The 14940-nt window shown below is 72.2% G+C and carries 14 protein-coding genes; 9 read left to right on the forward strand and 5 right to left on the reverse strand.

The window, feature by feature from the left end:
- The 5 genes from NS283_RS00005 to NS283_RS00025 all read right to left on the reverse strand — a co-directional run.
- Positions 1-655: branched-chain amino acid ABC transporter permease (locus NS283_RS00005; protein ID WP_058594833.1), on the reverse strand; the 655-nt coding region annotated here is incomplete at its 3' end.
- Positions 652-1506 (reverse strand): branched-chain amino acid ABC transporter permease, encoded by an 855-nt coding sequence (locus tag NS283_RS00010; RefSeq protein WP_058594834.1) that lies wholly within the window; start codon positions 1504-1506, stop codon positions 652-654. The genes NS283_RS00005 and NS283_RS00010, both read right to left, overlap by 4 nt.
- Complete coding sequence (locus tag NS283_RS00015) at positions 1503-2264, reverse strand: ABC transporter ATP-binding protein (RefSeq protein WP_241490483.1); 762 nt, start codon at positions 2262-2264, stop codon at positions 1503-1505. Before NS283_RS00015 ends, NS283_RS00010 begins: the two co-directional genes overlap by 4 nt.
- Positions 2261-3103 (reverse strand): ABC transporter ATP-binding protein, encoded by an 843-nt coding sequence (locus tag NS283_RS00020; RefSeq protein ID WP_241492160.1) that lies wholly within the window; start codon positions 3101-3103, stop codon positions 2261-2263. The genes NS283_RS00015 and NS283_RS00020 overlap by 4 nt, the downstream gene beginning before the upstream one ends.
- Positions 3100-4296, reverse strand: coding sequence for an ABC transporter substrate-binding protein (locus tag NS283_RS00025; protein ID WP_193752600.1), 1197 nt, complete (start codon positions 4294-4296; stop codon positions 3100-3102). Before NS283_RS00025 ends, NS283_RS00020 begins: the two co-directional genes overlap by 4 nt.
- Positions 4297-4481: 185 nt before the next feature.
- Between NS283_RS00025 and NS283_RS00030 the strand changes: the two genes are divergently transcribed.
- The 9 genes from NS283_RS00030 (at position 4482) to NS283_RS00070 (ending at position 14909) form a co-directional block, all read left to right on the forward strand.
- Positions 4482-6716 carry an ATP-binding protein gene (locus tag NS283_RS00030; RefSeq protein WP_058594836.1) on the forward strand — a complete coding sequence of 745 codons (2235 nt, stop codon included), beginning with the start codon at positions 4482-4484 and terminating at the stop codon, positions 6714-6716.
- 150 nt (positions 6717-6866) lie between these two features.
- Positions 6867-7583: an alpha/beta fold hydrolase gene (locus tag NS283_RS00035; RefSeq protein ID WP_058594837.1), complete on the forward strand. Its 717-nt coding sequence runs from the start codon at positions 6867-6869 to the stop codon at positions 7581-7583.
- On the forward strand, positions 7580-9046 hold the full coding sequence (locus tag NS283_RS00040; protein WP_058594838.1) for an aldehyde dehydrogenase family protein: 1467 nt from the start codon (positions 7580-7582) through the stop codon (positions 9044-9046). The genes NS283_RS00035 and NS283_RS00040 overlap by 4 nt, the downstream gene beginning before the upstream one ends.
- On the forward strand, positions 9043-10167 hold the full coding sequence (locus tag NS283_RS00045) for an NAD(P)-dependent alcohol dehydrogenase (protein WP_058594839.1): 1125 nt from the start codon (positions 9043-9045) through the stop codon (positions 10165-10167). The genes NS283_RS00040 and NS283_RS00045 overlap by 4 nt, the downstream gene beginning before the upstream one ends.
- A gap of 77 nt (positions 10168-10244) precedes the next feature.
- The gene (locus NS283_RS00050; protein ID WP_058594840.1) at positions 10245-10964 is read left to right on the forward strand and encodes a potassium channel family protein; all 720 of its coding nucleotides are present in this window, start codon (positions 10245-10247) and stop codon (positions 10962-10964) included.
- Between the two features lie 115 nt (positions 10965-11079).
- Entirely contained in the window at positions 11080-12009 is a 930-nt protein-coding gene (locus tag NS283_RS00055; protein ID WP_058594841.1) for an ABC transporter substrate-binding protein, read from the forward strand.
- Positions 12006-13052 carry a FecCD family ABC transporter permease gene (locus NS283_RS00060; protein ID WP_081317166.1) on the forward strand — a complete coding sequence of 349 codons (1047 nt, stop codon included), beginning with the start codon at positions 12006-12008 and terminating at the stop codon, positions 13050-13052. The genes NS283_RS00055 and NS283_RS00060 overlap by 4 nt, the downstream gene beginning before the upstream one ends.
- Positions 13049-14083 carry a FecCD family ABC transporter permease gene (locus tag NS283_RS00065; RefSeq protein ID WP_058594842.1) on the forward strand — a complete coding sequence of 345 codons (1035 nt, stop codon included), beginning with the start codon at positions 13049-13051 and terminating at the stop codon, positions 14081-14083. Before NS283_RS00060 ends, NS283_RS00065 begins: the two co-directional genes overlap by 4 nt.
- The gene (locus tag NS283_RS00070) at positions 14076-14909 is read left to right on the forward strand and encodes an ABC transporter ATP-binding protein (protein ID WP_058594843.1); all 834 of its coding nucleotides are present in this window, start codon (positions 14076-14078) and stop codon (positions 14907-14909) included. The genes NS283_RS00065 and NS283_RS00070 overlap by 8 nt, the downstream gene beginning before the upstream one ends.
- Positions 14910-14940: the final 31 nt, after the last annotated feature.

Here is a 14940-nt window from a genome sequence, read left to right on the forward strand (position 1 = left end):
CACAGCCCAGGGCCCCCGCGAACCCCGCGAACCCGCCCGCCACGGCGAACACCGTGAGCTTGCTCCGCAGGATCGGCACCCCGCTCGACGCGGCGGCGGATTCGCTCCCGGCCAGCGCACGGATCCCCCGACCGAAGCGCGACCGCACGAGGTTGTGGCAGACCAGCAGTGCCGCGGCGAGCGCGGCCAGCGCGACGTACGAGTACACCCGTTGATCGGTCACGACGAGACCGGCGACCGAGAGCGGAGGGATGCCGAAGATCCCGACGCCGGCGCCGAACAGCGGTGCGGTGGCCATGACCGTCTGGATGATCAACAGCACCGCGAGCGAGCCGAACGCGAGGTAGTGCCCGCGCAGCCGCAGCAGCGGCCAGCCCACGAGAGTGGCCACGAGCGCCCCGAGGACGGGAGCGGCGACGAGCGCGACGAGGGGCGGGATGCCGAGGGTCACGGTCCCGACCGCGACGGTGAGTCCGCCCACGGCGACGAAGGCCCCCTGACCGAGCGAGGCCTGACCGGCGTAACCCATGAACAGGGACAGCCCCGTGACGACGAGAGCGGTCAGCGCGGTCTGCACGAAGAACGTCTGGTCGGTCAGCAGCAGCGGAGCGATGGCGGCGGCGACCGCGGCCAATGCGATGACGATGCGGGTCATTTCGCCTCCTCGGCGGTGAAGGAACGCGACCGCGCGATCATGATGACGAGCATCATGATGAGCGCGATCTGGGTCTGGTACGAGCCGTTCGCGTAGCCCGCGACGAGCTGCCCGGTCACCCCCAGGACGAGGGCGCCGACGAACGTCATCCACGGGCTCCGGAGTCCCCCGAACACGGCGGCGGCGAGCGCGCTGAGCACGAACGGGAGGTCGGAGGTCACCGACACCGCCGTGGTGGGCGCGATCAGCACCCCGGCGAGACCGCCGAGCACTCCCGCGATCGTGAACGACAGCAGGCCCATCACGCGCGTGTCGATCCCGACGAGTCGGGCCGCCCGGGGATTGGATGCCGCGGCCGTGAGCGCGCGGCCGATGTCGGTGCGCGTGAACAGCAGGCTCATCGCGGCGAGCGTCACGACGGCCACCGCGAGGGTCAGCAGCCGCTGCGTCTCGATCTCGGCACCGAACAACCGGACGGTGCCCGAGATCCCCGCCGGCGAGACGGGGTTCTGCCCCCAGACGGCGATGATGACGGCGGCGGCGACCAGCGACATCCCGAGCGTGATCAGGAGCGACGTCATCGGGTGCGTGCCGGGCTTGCCGATCGCGACGGCTCCCACGACGAAACCGATGAGACCGACGACGACCACCGCCGCGAGCTCGGAGAGTCCGGGCGGGAGCCCGAGCTGCCGGAACGTCTGCGAGAGGAACGCGCCGAACACGACGAACGACCCCTGGGCGAAGTTCAGCACGTGGGTCACGCGGTAGACGACGACGATGCCGCTGCCGACGAGAGCGAACGATCCCGCGAGGGCGAGACCGCTGAGCAGGTAGGTGGCGAGATCGCTCATGAGAGACCGTCCTGACGGGTGATCGGGCGGGAAGAAGGCGTGAGGTCGACCCCGTCGCCGTTCCCGACGGTCGCCGAGTGGTTCACGGTCGGTTCCTGTTCGTCGAAACCGCCGAGATAGGCGGCGCGCACCTCGGGCGCGGCGGCGAGCTGAGCCGTCGGCCCCTCGGCGACGATGCGACCGGCATCCAGCACATACGCGCGAGAGCACAGACCGAACGCGAGCCCCACCTCCTGCTCGATGAGCAGCACGGCGGTTCCGCGATCGGCATTCAGGGCGGCGAGGTGGCGCACGAGGTCGGCCGCGATCAGCGGCGCGAGCCCGAGCGACAGTTCGTCGACGACGAGCAGGTCGGGTTCGGCCATGAGTGCCCGCCCCACCGCGACCATCTGCTGCTGACCGCCCGAGAGCGTGTCCGCGCGCTGACGACGGAGGCGCTGCAGGTCGGGCAGCAGCTCGTACACGGCATCCGTCCGCCGAGATCGCCGCCGCCAGGCGCCGAGGCGCAGGTTGTCGTCGACGCTGAGGTCTCCGAACATCTGACGTCCCTCGGGTACCTGGGCGACCGTTCCGCCGACCCGGACGGTTCCGGACGCCGGACGCACGAGCTGGCTGACGGCGTTGACGAGCGAGGTCTTACCGGCACCGTTCGGTCCGACCAGCGCGACGAGCTCACCCGGGTCGACCCGCAGCGAGACGCCGTCGAGGGCCGTCGCCGAGCCGTAACGCACGACCAGGTCGTCGACCTCGAGCATCATGCGGCGGCCTCGCTTCCGAGATACGCGGCGATCACCGCGGGATCGCGGCGTATCTCTTCGGGCGTCCCGTCGGCGATGAGCCGACCGAGATCGAGCACGGCGATGCGGTCGGCCAGGGCCGTCACCATCGCCACGTCGTGCTCGATGAGGAGGATCGTCGTGCCGTCGTCGTGCAGCTCGCGGATGAGACCGCGCAGGTCGTCGCGCTCGTCCGCGCGCAGGCCCGACGCCGGCTCATCCAGGAGGAGCACCCGGGGGCGCGCGGTCAAGGCTCGCGCGACCTGCAGCCGGCGCTGCTGCCCGAGCGGAAGCTGCTCGGCACCCCGACCCGCCCAGTCGGCGAGTCCGACGCGGGCGAGGGCCTCCTCGGCATCCGCCCTGATCTCCCTCTCCTCGCGGCGGTGACGGGGCGAGCGGACGGCGGCGTCGAGAGCCCCCGAACGGGTGCGGGCGTGCGCTCCGACGGCGACGTTCTCGAGCACGGTCATGCCCGGGAACAGGCGCGCGCCCTGGAAGACGATCGCGACACCGCGCCGGGCGCGGCGGTGCGGAGGCAGGCGATCGATGCGCTGACCGTCGAGGCGGATGACGCCCTCCTGAGCGCGGACGTGTCCGCTGATCAGACCGAACAGGGTGGACTTGCCGGCCCCGTTCGGCCCGATCACGCCACGCAGCTCGCCCGGCGCGACCCGGAACGAGATGTCGCGGTTGGCGTAGACCCCGCCGAAGCGGCGGGAGAGGCCCGCCAGCTCGAGTCCGGCGGAGGAGTTCTCGGCGGGGCGGTTCTCGACGTCCTCGTGCGCCACGAAGCCGATCCCGGCGGGTTCGGGCGTGCTCACTGCGGGAGCTCGGTCGCGAACTGCTTCGTCGCGGCTTCGGTCGGGACCCAGGCGCCGCCCTTCGCCTCGAAGATCGCGAGCGAGCTCGCATCGAGTCCCATGTGGTCGGTGGGGCTGTACGTGTAGCGCCCGTTCGAGGTCAGCAGGTCGGTCTTCTCGAGAGCGTCGCGGATCTTCTGCCGATCGGTCGAGTCGGCCGCGTCGATCGCGGCGGCGAGGAGCTCGACACCCGATGCCCCGCCGAACGCGAACTCGGGCGGGTACGCCCCGTTGTTGGCATCCATCCAGGGCTTCGCGACCGCCATGACCTTGGTCTTGTACGCGCCCTCGGGCAACGCGTCGCCGCCCAGGGCGATGGTCGCCGCGGCCTTCACGCCTTCCGCGGCGTCTCCCGCGGGCTGGAGGTACAGGTCCGATGCCTCGGCGCCGGTGAAGTACGTTGCGATGCCCTTGCCCGCGATCTGCTTCGTGATGATCACGGGAGCGGGGCCCGCACCCCAGACGACGAACGCGTCGGGCTTCGCCGAGACGACCTTCGTGACGAGCGGGGTGAAGTCGGTCGCGGTCTGGTCGTACGACTCGTCGAGCACGACGTCGATGCCGGCTTCCTTCGCGTACTCCGCCGTCGCCTTGTCGCCGTTCGTGCCGTAGAGGTCGCCGCCGGTGTAGCCGATCGCGAGGGTCTTCACCCCCTGGCTGACCCAGTAGTCGACGAGCGCCCGCGCGTACACCGCCGGGATGGGCGGCGAGGTGAACGCGTACGGGTTGCTGCCGTCGGCGAAGGCGTCGACCGGCCCGAGGGCGATCGTGGGGATCTTCGCCGACTGCGCGGTGCTGCCCACGGCGGTCGCGGCGGAGACGAAGCTGCTCGCGAGCATCGCCGAGTACGAGGGATCGGATGCCAACTGGTTGAACTGCTTGACCGATTCGGTCACGTCGGCCTTGTCGTCGACGACCGTCAGCTCGACCTGTCGTCCGTCGATGCCGCCGGCGGCGTTGAGGTCGGCGACGACGCGCTCGGCCGCTTCCTTGTCACCCTGGCCGAGGGCCGAGAGGAAGCCGGTCAGCGGCACGACCATGCCGATCTTGACGGGTCCGGACCCGTTGCCCGAGGCGGTGGAGCCCCCTCCCGAACAGGCGGTGAGGGCGAGGACGAGAGCGGCTGTGGCGACCACGGGGACGGTTCTGCGCATGGACTTCTCCTGGTTCGTCATTGAACACATCGTTGGACGAGAGGACCCGATGGGCCCGGCGCCATTGTTCGGGGGACGACGACGGTCCCGTCTATCCGTGAAATCACGTAATCCGCGCGGAAAGCATTCCGGTGAATCGACCGCCGACCGATAATGAGAACTCCCGGACGCAAGGAAGCTCCCCCGTGATCAGAGAGCCGCGCAGCGAATTCGTCGGGCGTCGGCGCGAATTGGACGCCCTCGCCGACGCGCTCGAACGGAGCCGCCTCATCACGCTCACCGGCGTCGGCGGTGTGGGGAAGACGCGTCTCGCGGTGCGACTCGCCAACGCCCACGCGCGACGCACGTCGACGAACGTCTACTTCGTCGGTCTCGACGCCGTGAGCGATCCACGACGCGTGGTCGCCGCGATCGCGCAGTCGCTCCCCTACGGCGACCTGTCGGCCCGCGAGCCACTCGAGTTCGTGGTCGACGTGCTGAGCGACGAGACCGCCCTCCTCGTCCTCGACAACTGCGAGCACGTCATCGACGCCGCCGCCTCCGTGGTCGACGAGCTGCTCGACGCCCTGCCGTCCCTGACGGTCGTGGCCACCAGCCGACGCCGCCTCGACGTGGACGGGGAGCAGGTCTTCCCCGTGCCCCCACTCGGGACGGAGACCGCCGGCGACGAGCCCGCCGAGGCCGTGGAGCTTCTGGTCGCGCGCGCCCGCGCCGCGGACGCGGGGTTCGAGCTCTCCCCCGCCGACCAGGCCGTCGCCGCCCAGCTCTGCCACGCCCTCGACGGACTGCCGCTCGCGATCGAACTCGCTGCCGGGCGCCTGCGGACCCTGTCGGTCGCGGACCTCGCCCGTCGCCTTTCGCAGCGTTTCACCCTGTTGCGAGCGGGGTCCCGGGCCCCGGTCTCCCGTCAACGGACCCTCCGCGCGGTCGTGGACTGGAGCCACGAGCTGTGCACACCGCCCGAGCGCGCGCTCTGGGCGGCGCTGAGCGTGTTCGCGGGCCCGTTCGACCTGCCCGCGGCGGCGGCCGTCGCCGGCGGAGACGAAGCCGCGACCGTCGAGACCCTCGAGCAGTTGATCGACCAGTCGCTCGTCGAAGCCGACCGTGAAACCGGCCGGTTCCACCTCCTCGAGACTATCCGCGGCTACGGGCGCGACCGCGCCGAGGAGTCGGGGGAACAACACGATCTCGTGCGGCGGCACCTCGAGTACTACCGCGGACTCGCACGTCTCGCGCGCACGCACTGGTACGGGCCGGCTCAGCGGCGCATCCTGGCCGGTCAACGCGCCGACCGCGCCGAACTGGATGCCGCCCTGCGCACGGCCGCGGCGAGCGACACCGACATCGCGCTCGAGCTGTTCTCCGACCTCCGCTACCACTGGGCGGTGGGGGGATTCCTCTCGGAGGGGCGCCGATGGAGCCGCCGGCTCCTGCGGTTGACCGGTGGCTCCGCGGAACGACGGACACCCGCGCTGCTCGTGGCGACCTGGATCTGCGTTCTCCAGGGGGCGCTCGACGAAGCGCGAACGCACCTCGACGAGGCACGCTCACTCCTCCCCTCGCTGTCTCGGGCCGACCAGGAGCAGTGCGAGGTGGAGCTGCGCCGCTGGAGCGGGACCCGCGCGCTGTTCGCGGGCGAGGGCGATCTCGCGCGCGAGGAGCTGAGCCGGTCGATCCGCCTCGCCCGCTCGCTCGGCCGCCCCGAGGAAGCCCTGCTCGCGCAGTTCCAGCTGACCGTGGCCCTCGTGCAGGGCGAGGTTCCCGACACCCTCGGTCCCGCGCGGGAGGCGCTGCGACACGCCACCGAGATCGGCGAGCGATGGATCCGGTCGCTCTCGCTGTGGGCGATGGGCCTCGCCCTCTACGCCGACGGCGAGCTCGACCAGGCTGAGCGCCACGCGCGCGAGGCCCTCGCCCTCGAAGAGGGCATCGACGATCCCGTCGGCGACTGCCTCGTGTTGGAGCTGCTGAGCTGGATCGACGCCGCGCGGTCCCCCACCGAACGCACGGCCGTCCTTCTGGGGGCCGCGCGGGCCTGGTGGCGCCGCATCGACTCGGGTATCGCGGTGCACGGGCCCCAGATGCTCGCGCAGCACGACCGCTGCGTCGCGGTCGTGCGCCAGCGGCTCGGCGAAGAGGCCTTCCAGCGGCTCTCGGCGGTCGGCGAACGCCTGTCCCCCGCCGAGGCGGCCGCGTTCGCCGGAGCTCCCGGACGGCCGGCCGCGGGCCTGAGCGCCCGCGAGAGCGAGGTCGCCGCGGGGGTGCACGAGGGCCTCAGCAACCGCGAGATCGCCGAACGGCTCGTGCTCAGCGTGCGGACGGTCGACACGCACGTGCAACGGATCCTCGGCAAGCTCGGCTTCACGTCGCGCGCGCAGATCGCGGCCTGGTACCGGTCGACGCTGGTGAGCGTGCCATGACTCCGGCCGCCAGCGCCCGAGGAGCTCGGCCGCGCCTCCGGACACGGGCCCGTCCCCGCGTTCCGTAGTCCTACGGATACCGCCCCCTCCGTGGGCGGCGGACACTGGCGAAGACGACGCCGAGGTCGTCCCCGTCCGAGGAGCGTACGCATGACCCCTTCCCCTCCCCGCATCCTTCTGGTCCACGGCGCCTGGGCCGGGCCCTGGGTGTTCGACCGTCTCGCCGCCGAGCTGAGCGCCCGCGGCTTCGCCGTCGACACGGTGGCCCTGCCGAGCATCGGCAGCACGGCCGACCTGTACGCCGACGCGGCCGCGGTCACGGCCGCCCTCGACGCGATGGACGGCCCCGTCACCCTGATCGCGCATTCCTACGGCGGGATCCCCACCACCCAGGCCGGCGACCACCCGGCGGTCGAGCGCGTCGTCTATGTCGCCGCCTTCGCCCTGGACGAGGGCGAGACCCTCCAACAGGCGGTCGGTGGTGGCATCCCGGACTTCTGGGGAATCGCCGACGGCATGGTCTCGATGGGCCGCTCGCGCGAGGAGCGCGTCGCGATGATCGCGGCCGACCTGCCCCCGGACGTTCCCGCAGCCCTGGCGGAACAGCTCGCCGACACGTTCCGGCCCCAGTCGCTCACGGCGTTCACCTCGCCGGTGACGAAGGTCGCATGGCGCGCGAAGCCGACGACGTACGTGCTCACCGAACGCGACGAGCTCGTGCCGCCCGCCTTCCAGGAGCACCTCGTCGCGCGCAGCGGCGCCCAGGTCGTGCGCGTCGACACCGGCCACACGCCGTTCGAGGACGACCCCGTGTGGTTCGCGGGCGTCCTGGCCGACATCGTCACCCCCGCGGAGGTGGCGCGATGAGCCTCACGGTCACGACCGCACCCGGCCGTCTCTTCATCGACGGGCGATGGACGGATGCCGCGGACGGCGGCCGCATGGACGTCATCGCCCCGTCCACCGGCGAGAAGATCACCGACGTCGCGCGCGGCACGACCGCCGACGTCGACGCCGCCGTCGCCGCGGCCCGCCGGGCGTTCGACGAGGGCCCCTGGCCGCGGATGTCGAGCCGCGAACGCGCCCGCATCCTCCAGCGGGCCTACGCGCTCATGCGGGAGCGCAGCGAAGAGCTCGCGCACGCCGAGAGCCTCGACGTCGGCAAGCCCATCACCTTCGCCCGCCTCGTCGATGTGAACAACGCCGCCGAGTTGTACGAGTACTACGCCGCTCTCGGCCATCGCCTCGACGGCGACGTGCGCGAGATCACCGCCGACGCCCACGTGTACGTGCGTACCGAGCCGCTCGGCGTGGTCGCCGCGATCACGCCGTTCAACTTCCCCCTGATCCTGTCGAGCACGAAGATCGCCCCCGCGCTCGTGGCGGGGAACACCGTCGTGCACAAGCCCGCGAGCGACACCCCGCTCACCGCCCTGCTCATGGCGGAGCTGCTGCGTGACGCCGGCGTGCCCGACGGCGTCTTCAACGTCGTCACGGGTCCCGGGTCGACGCTCGGCGACCACCTCGTCTCGCACCCCGACGTCGACAAGGTCGCGTTCACCGGCTCGACCGAGATCGGCGCGCACGCGGCGGCCCTCGCCGGTCGGTCGCTCAAGCCGTTCACCGCCGAGCTCGGCGGGAACGCGGCGAACATCCTCTTCGCCGACGCCGACCTCGACCGCGCGATCCACACCGTGATCTCGGCGTTCGTGTTCAATGCGGGGCAGTTCTGCATGGCCGGGCCCCGGCTGCTGGTCGAACGTCCCATCTACGGTGTCGTGCTCGGCATCCTGAAAGACGCCGTCCCGCACGTGCCCTTCGGCGACATCGACGACCCGGCGACCGTGATCGGCCCGGTCGCGAGCCGCACGCAGCTCGACAAGGTCGCGGCGATGGTCGACCGGGCGCGCGCCGCGGGTGCGCGGGTCGTGACGGGCGGCCACGCGGTCGAGCGAGACGGCGGGTTCTACTACGCGCCCACGGTCCTCGCCGACCTCGATCCCGAGGCCGAGGTCGTCGTGGACGAGGTGTTCGGCCCCGTCCTCACCGTGCAACCGTTCGACACCGAGGACGAGGCCGTGGCCCTCGCCAACGGGACGAGGTACGGCCTGGCGAGCGGCATCCAGACCGGTGATCTCGCCCGCGCCCACCGGATCGCCGCGCGCCTGCGCGCCGGCATCACCTGGGTGAACGGCTGGGCGATCCTCGACCCGGCCGTGCCCTTCGGCGGGGTGAAGGCTTCGGGCTGGGGACGCGAGGGCGGCCCGGAGGCGCTGCAGTCGTACCAGAAGGCCCACTCGATCGTGTTCGACCTGGGCGGCGCGCAATGACCGCGGGACGCGCGGCCATCGTCGAAGAGAGCCGAGACGGCGCCGCTCCCGCGACGCGGACGATCTCGGTCGCCGACGTCGAGTACGCCGAGCCCGGGCACGGCGAAGTGCTCGTGCGGCTCACCGCGACCGGGCTCTGCCACACCGATCTCGGGGTGCTGGCCGGTGGCATCCCGTTCCCCACCCCCGGGATCATCGGGCACGAAGGGGCCGGGCGCGTCGAGCGCGTCGGGCCGGGCGTGCGCGGGGTGAGTCCCGGGGATGCCGTGCTCTTGAGCTTCACCTCGTGCGGCGCGTGCGACGCCTGCGTCGGCGCCCACCCGGCGTACTGCGAGACGTGGCTGCCGCGGAACCTGCTCGGCGGTCTCCGCGACGGCGACTCGGGCGGGGTCACGCGCGACGGGGAGCCGGTCGCCGCGCACTTCTTCGGGCAGTCGTCGTTCGGCACCCACGCGATCGCCGACGAGCGCTCGCTGGTGCGGGTCGCCGACGACGCCGACCTCGCGGCGCTGGCTCCGCTCGGCTGCGGCGTGCTCACCGGCTTCGGATCGATGTGGAACGTGCTCGACCCGGGACCCGCGGATGTCGTGGCAGTCTACGGAGCCGGGGCGGTCGGCCTCTCCGCGGTGATGGCGGCGGCGCTCCGCGAGCCCGCGCGTCTCATCGCAATCGACCGCGTGTCCTCGCGCCTCGACCTCGCGCGCGAGCTCGGGGCGACCGACACCATCGACGCCGTACACGAAGACGTCGCCGCACGTCTGGCCGAGCTGACCGGTGGCCGCGGCGTCACCCTGAGCTTCGACACCACCGGGCACCCCGGGGTCGCCCGGACCGCCCTCGATGCCGCCGCCGCGCGCGGCACGGTGCTCGTGTGCGGGGCTCCGCCTCCGGGAACCGAGATCCCCGTCGACATCCAGCGCATCCTGACCGGCAAGATCCTCCGCGGCGTCACGATGGGCGACGCCGACCCGCGCGAGCTCATCCCGCGACTCGTCGCGCTGCACGCCGAGGGGCGCCTCCCGCTGGAGAAGCTCGAGCAGCAGTACCCCCTCGACGACATCGCCCGGGCGATCGACGACATGCACCACGGGCGGACGGTGAAGCCGGTCATCGTCCACTGAGCACCGGATGCCGTGCGCCCCGCGATCTCGCCGATCGCCCTCGCGCACGGCATCCGTGTTCCCGCCATAATCGCTCCATGTATGGAGAACGACTCGCCCGCTGGGAGAGGAAGGTGGAGTGGCCGCTGGTCATCGCGGCGCTCCTCTTCCTCGCCGCGTACGCGGCCCAGATCCTCGCCACACCGGAGGGCGTCGTCGAGACGGTGGCCGAGGTCGTGCTCAAGACGACGTGGGCGCTCTTCCTCTTGGACTACGTCGTGCGGCTCGCGATCGCCGAGCGTCGGTGGACGTGGTTCTGGCGGCATCTGCTCGACCTCGCGATCGTCGCCCTGCCGATGTTCCGGCCGCTCCGGCTCATGCGGTTCTTCACGATCATCGCGCTCATCCAGCGCAACACCGGCACGATGCTGCGAGGCCGGGTCGCGATGTTCACGATCGGCGCGACCGCCCTGACGGTGTTCGTCGCGGCGCTGGCCGTGTACGACGCCGAACAGAGCAGCGGCGGCCCCATCTCGACCTTCGGCGACGCCGTGTGGTGGGCGTTCGAGACCATCACGACCGTGGGCTACGGCGACTACTACCCCGTCACGGTGACCGGGCGCATCGTCGCCGTCGGCCTCATGGTCGGCGGGATCGCGCTCATCGGCGTGGTCACGGCGACCCTCGCCTCGTGGATCGTGCAGCGCGTCTCGGTCGAGGCGGAGGAGGCGTCGGCCGCCACCGAGACACAGGTCGAGGCGCTCCGCGGAGAGATCGCCGAGCTGAAGCAGATGCTGCGCGAGGCACCGCGGGCGTAGCCTCCGGGGACACGCCCGAGCGCGGGGCGAGGTGGCGGGGCGATGGTACGACTTCGGTAAGGTAACCCTTGCCTAAGTCATCGACGGCATCCCCCACCCGAAAGGACATCTCGCCATGCCCGCTCCCCGCTCTCCTCGACGGTTCGCCCTCCTCGCCGCCGCCGCGGGTCTCGCACTCGCCCTCTCCGGCTGCGCCGGCGGGGCGTCCGCCTCGCCCGCCGAAAGCGCGGCCTCGACCCACGAGGTGACGCACGCGCGCGGCACGACCGCGGTGAGCACGGCGCCGCAGCGCGTCGTCACGCTCGAGCCGCTCGAACTCGATACCGCGGTCGCGGTCGGGATCACCCCCGTCGGGGCGGCCGTGGCGAACATGGTCAACGGCGTGCCGAGCTACCTCGGCGTCGAGGGCGTCACGCCCGTCGGCACGGTGAGCGAGCCCGACCTCGAGGCCATCGCCGCGCTCAAGCCCGACCTCATCCTCGGCACCGAGTCCCGCCACTCCGGGCTGTACGACCAGCTCAGCGCGATCGCACCGACGGTGTTCATCGCCACGCAGGCCGATCCGTGGCGCGACAACGCCGCCCTGATCGGCGAGGCGCTCGGCCGCGAGGACGACGTGACGAAGGCCGTGGATGCCGTCGACCAGCGCTGCGACGAGATCAAGGGCGCGCACGACCTCGCCGGGAAGACGGCCGAGATGATCCGCCCGCGCGACGAGACGACGCTGAGCCTCTACGGCCCGGTCTCGTTCGCCGGGAGCCTGCTCGAGTGCGTCGGCTACACGATCCCCGACCACGAGTGGGAGGACGGCCTGCAGGCCGACATCTCGCCCGAGAACATCGCGAGCGCGACCGCCGACGCGGTCTTCGTCACCACGACCGACGTGAACGACCCGTCGACCGTTCCCGCGGCGATCGCGCAGAACGCCGCGGCGTTCCCCGTCGTCACGCTCGTCGACACGAGCACGTGGGTCGCGGGCGTCGGACCGAAGGGCGCGCAGTCGGTGCTCGACGACATCGAGACCTTCCTCGCATCGGGGAAATGACCTCGGTCGTCTCCCCGCGGGTGCCGGACACGGCACCCCGATCCCCACGGATCGGTCGGACCGCCGTCGGCACCGTCGTGCTGGCGGCGGTCCTCGCCGTCGCGATCGCGCTGTCGCTGATGATCGGCGCGAACCCCCTGCCCTGGCACGCGGTGTGGGCGTCGCTCACCGGCGCCGGCACCCCCGACACCGACTTCGTGGTGCAGGGACTCCGCGTGCCCCGCACCATCGCCGGCATCGTCGCCGGGGCCGCCCTGGGCGTCGCCGGAGCCCTCATGCAGGCGTTCTCGCGCAACCCGCTCGCCGACCCCGGCATCCTCGGCGTCAACGCGGGAGCCGCGTTCGCCGTCGCCCTGACGGTGGCACTGTTCGGCATCCAGAGCTCTCTCCTGCTCGTCTGGCCCGCGTTCCTCGGGGCGCTGGTCGTCACGGTCGCCGTCGCGCTCGTCGGCTCGTCGGGGCGCGGACCGGCCGATCCGATCCGTCTGACCCTCGCGGGTGTCGCGGTCGGTGCGGTGCTCTCGGGCATCACCTCGGGCATGATGCTGAGCAACCCCGACGCCTTCGACCTCATGCGCGGGTGGAACGCCGGATCGCTCCTCGGACGCGGTCTCGACGTCGTCCTCCCCGTGGTCCCTTTCATCGCGGTGGGGCTCGCGCTGGCGTTCGTGCTCGGCCGCGCGCTCAACGCGCTCGCTCTCGGCGACGACCTCGCCCGCGCCCAGGGCATTCCCGTCGGCGCCGTGCGGGTGGCATCCATCGCCGCGATCACCGTGCTCGCGGGAGCGGCGACCGCCCTGGTCGGACCCCTGTCGTTCGTCGGGCTCATGGTGCCGCACGTCGTGCGGTGGATCGTCGGACCCGACCAGCGCCGCATCCTCCCCCTCAGCGCTCTCGCGGCACCGATCGTCGTGCTGCTCGCCGACGTGCTCGGCCGCGTGATCATCGCCCCGGCCGAGGTGCCCGCCGGCATCGTCACCGCGTTCGTCGGCGCTCCCGTGCTCATCGCGCTCGCGCGCCGACGGAGAGCGAGCGCGCTGTGACGGCCGTCGACGTAGGGTACCGCCGGGTGGTCCTCGGCGCGCTGCCGGTGCGGCTGCGGAGCATCGTCGTCGGTGTCGCGGTGCTCGTCGCCGTCATCGTGCTCGCGGTGCTCTCGCTCGGCTGGGGCACGTATCCCGTGGCTCCGGATGCCGTCGTCCGCGCGCTCCTCGGAGCGGGAGACGCCCTCGACACCACCGTGGTCGTGAGCTGGCGCCTCCCCCGCGTCCTCGCCGCCCTCACCCTGGGCGCCCTCCTCGCGATCGCCGGGGCCCTGTTCCAGACGGTCACGCGCAATCCGCTCGCGAGCCCCGACATCCTGGGACTGTCCAACGGTGCCTTCACCGGCATGCTGCTGACGCTCGTGCTCGTCTCGACGTCGTGGCCGGCACGGGCGGCGGGCGCGCTGATCGGCTGTCTCGTGGCATCCGCCGTCATCTGGTTCCTGTCGTACCGCGGTGGTGTTCAGGGGTTCCGGCTGATCGTGGTGGGAATCGGCGTCTCGGCCATGCTCGCCTCGCTCAACACGTGGATGCTCCTGCAGATCGAGCTCGAGACGGCGATGTTCGCGTCGGCGTGGGGGCACGGCTCGCTCAACGGCGTCACCGGCGATGCGCTCGGCGGGGTGCTGCTGTGCGCGGCGCCGTTCGCGATCGCGGCCTTCGCGCTGGTGCCCGCGCTCCGTCAGCTGGAGCTGGGCGACGACATGGCCGCCGCGTCCGGCGTGCGCCCCCACCTGGTGCGCAGCCTCGCGCTGCTCGCCGGTGTGGTGCTCGTGGCCGCGGCGACCGCTGTCGCCGGCCCGATCGCCTTCGTCGCCCTCGCCGCCCCGCAGATCGCGCGGCGACTCGCCCGAACGCCGTCGCTGTCGCTCACGCTGTCGGCCCTCGTCGGCGCCCTGCTGCTGCTGGGCTCGGATGCCATCGCGCAGCACCTGCTGCCGGTGACCCTCCCCGTGGGCGTCGTCACCGTCTCGGTCGGCGGCGCGTACCTCATCGTCATGATCGTTACGGAGATCCGCCGCCGTGTCTGACCCCTCCCGCCTCGAAGCCCGCTCCGTCTCGCTCGCGTACGACGGCACCACCGTCGTCCCCGAGCTGACCGTCGCGATCCCACCCGGGTCGTTCACGGTGATCATCGGCCCGAATGCGTGCGGCAAGTCGACGCTGCTGCGCGGGCTCTCGCGCCTCCTCTCCCCCGCCGCCGGGACCGTCGTGCTCGACGGACGTGACATCTCGAGCTACCCCGCGAAAGAGGTCGCGCGCCGTCTCGGCCTCCTCCCGCAGAGCGCGCTCGCCCCCGACGGCATCACGGTCGCCGACCTCGTCGGCCGCGGCCGCTACCCGCACCAGTCGCTGCTGCGACAGTGGTCGAGCGCCGACGAGGCAGCGGTGAAGGAGGCTCTGGATGCCACGGGCACGACCGATCTGTCGGCCCGCCCCGTCGATGCACTCTCGGGTGGGCAGCGTCAGCGCGTCTGGGTCGCGATGGTGCTCGCGCAGCAGACCGACCTGCTGCTGCTCGACGAACCGACGACCTACCTCGACGTCGCGCACCAGGTCGAGCTCATGGAGCTGTTCGCCGAGCTGAACGCGCACGGTCGTACGGTCGTGGCCGTTCTGCACGACCTGAACCACGCCGCGCGGTACGCGAGCCACATCGTCGCGATGCGCGACGGCCGCATCGTCGCCGAGGGCGCTCCGCGCGAGGTCATCACGAGCCGACGCGTCGAGGAGGTCTACGGCCTGCCGAACGTCGTGATCGACGATCCGGTGACGGGCGGGCCGCTGGTGGTGCCGCTGCGCGGCGGGGCGTTCGCCGCGCGGGCCACGGCGGCGGCGACGGGACTCGACGCGTGAGCGGGGAGCGGATACCGGGGGTGGCGGCGGC

It is taken from the genome of Microbacterium testaceum (assembly GCF_001476285.1).
GTDB lineage: Bacteria > Actinomycetota > Actinomycetes > Actinomycetales > Microbacteriaceae > Microbacterium > Microbacterium testaceum_B.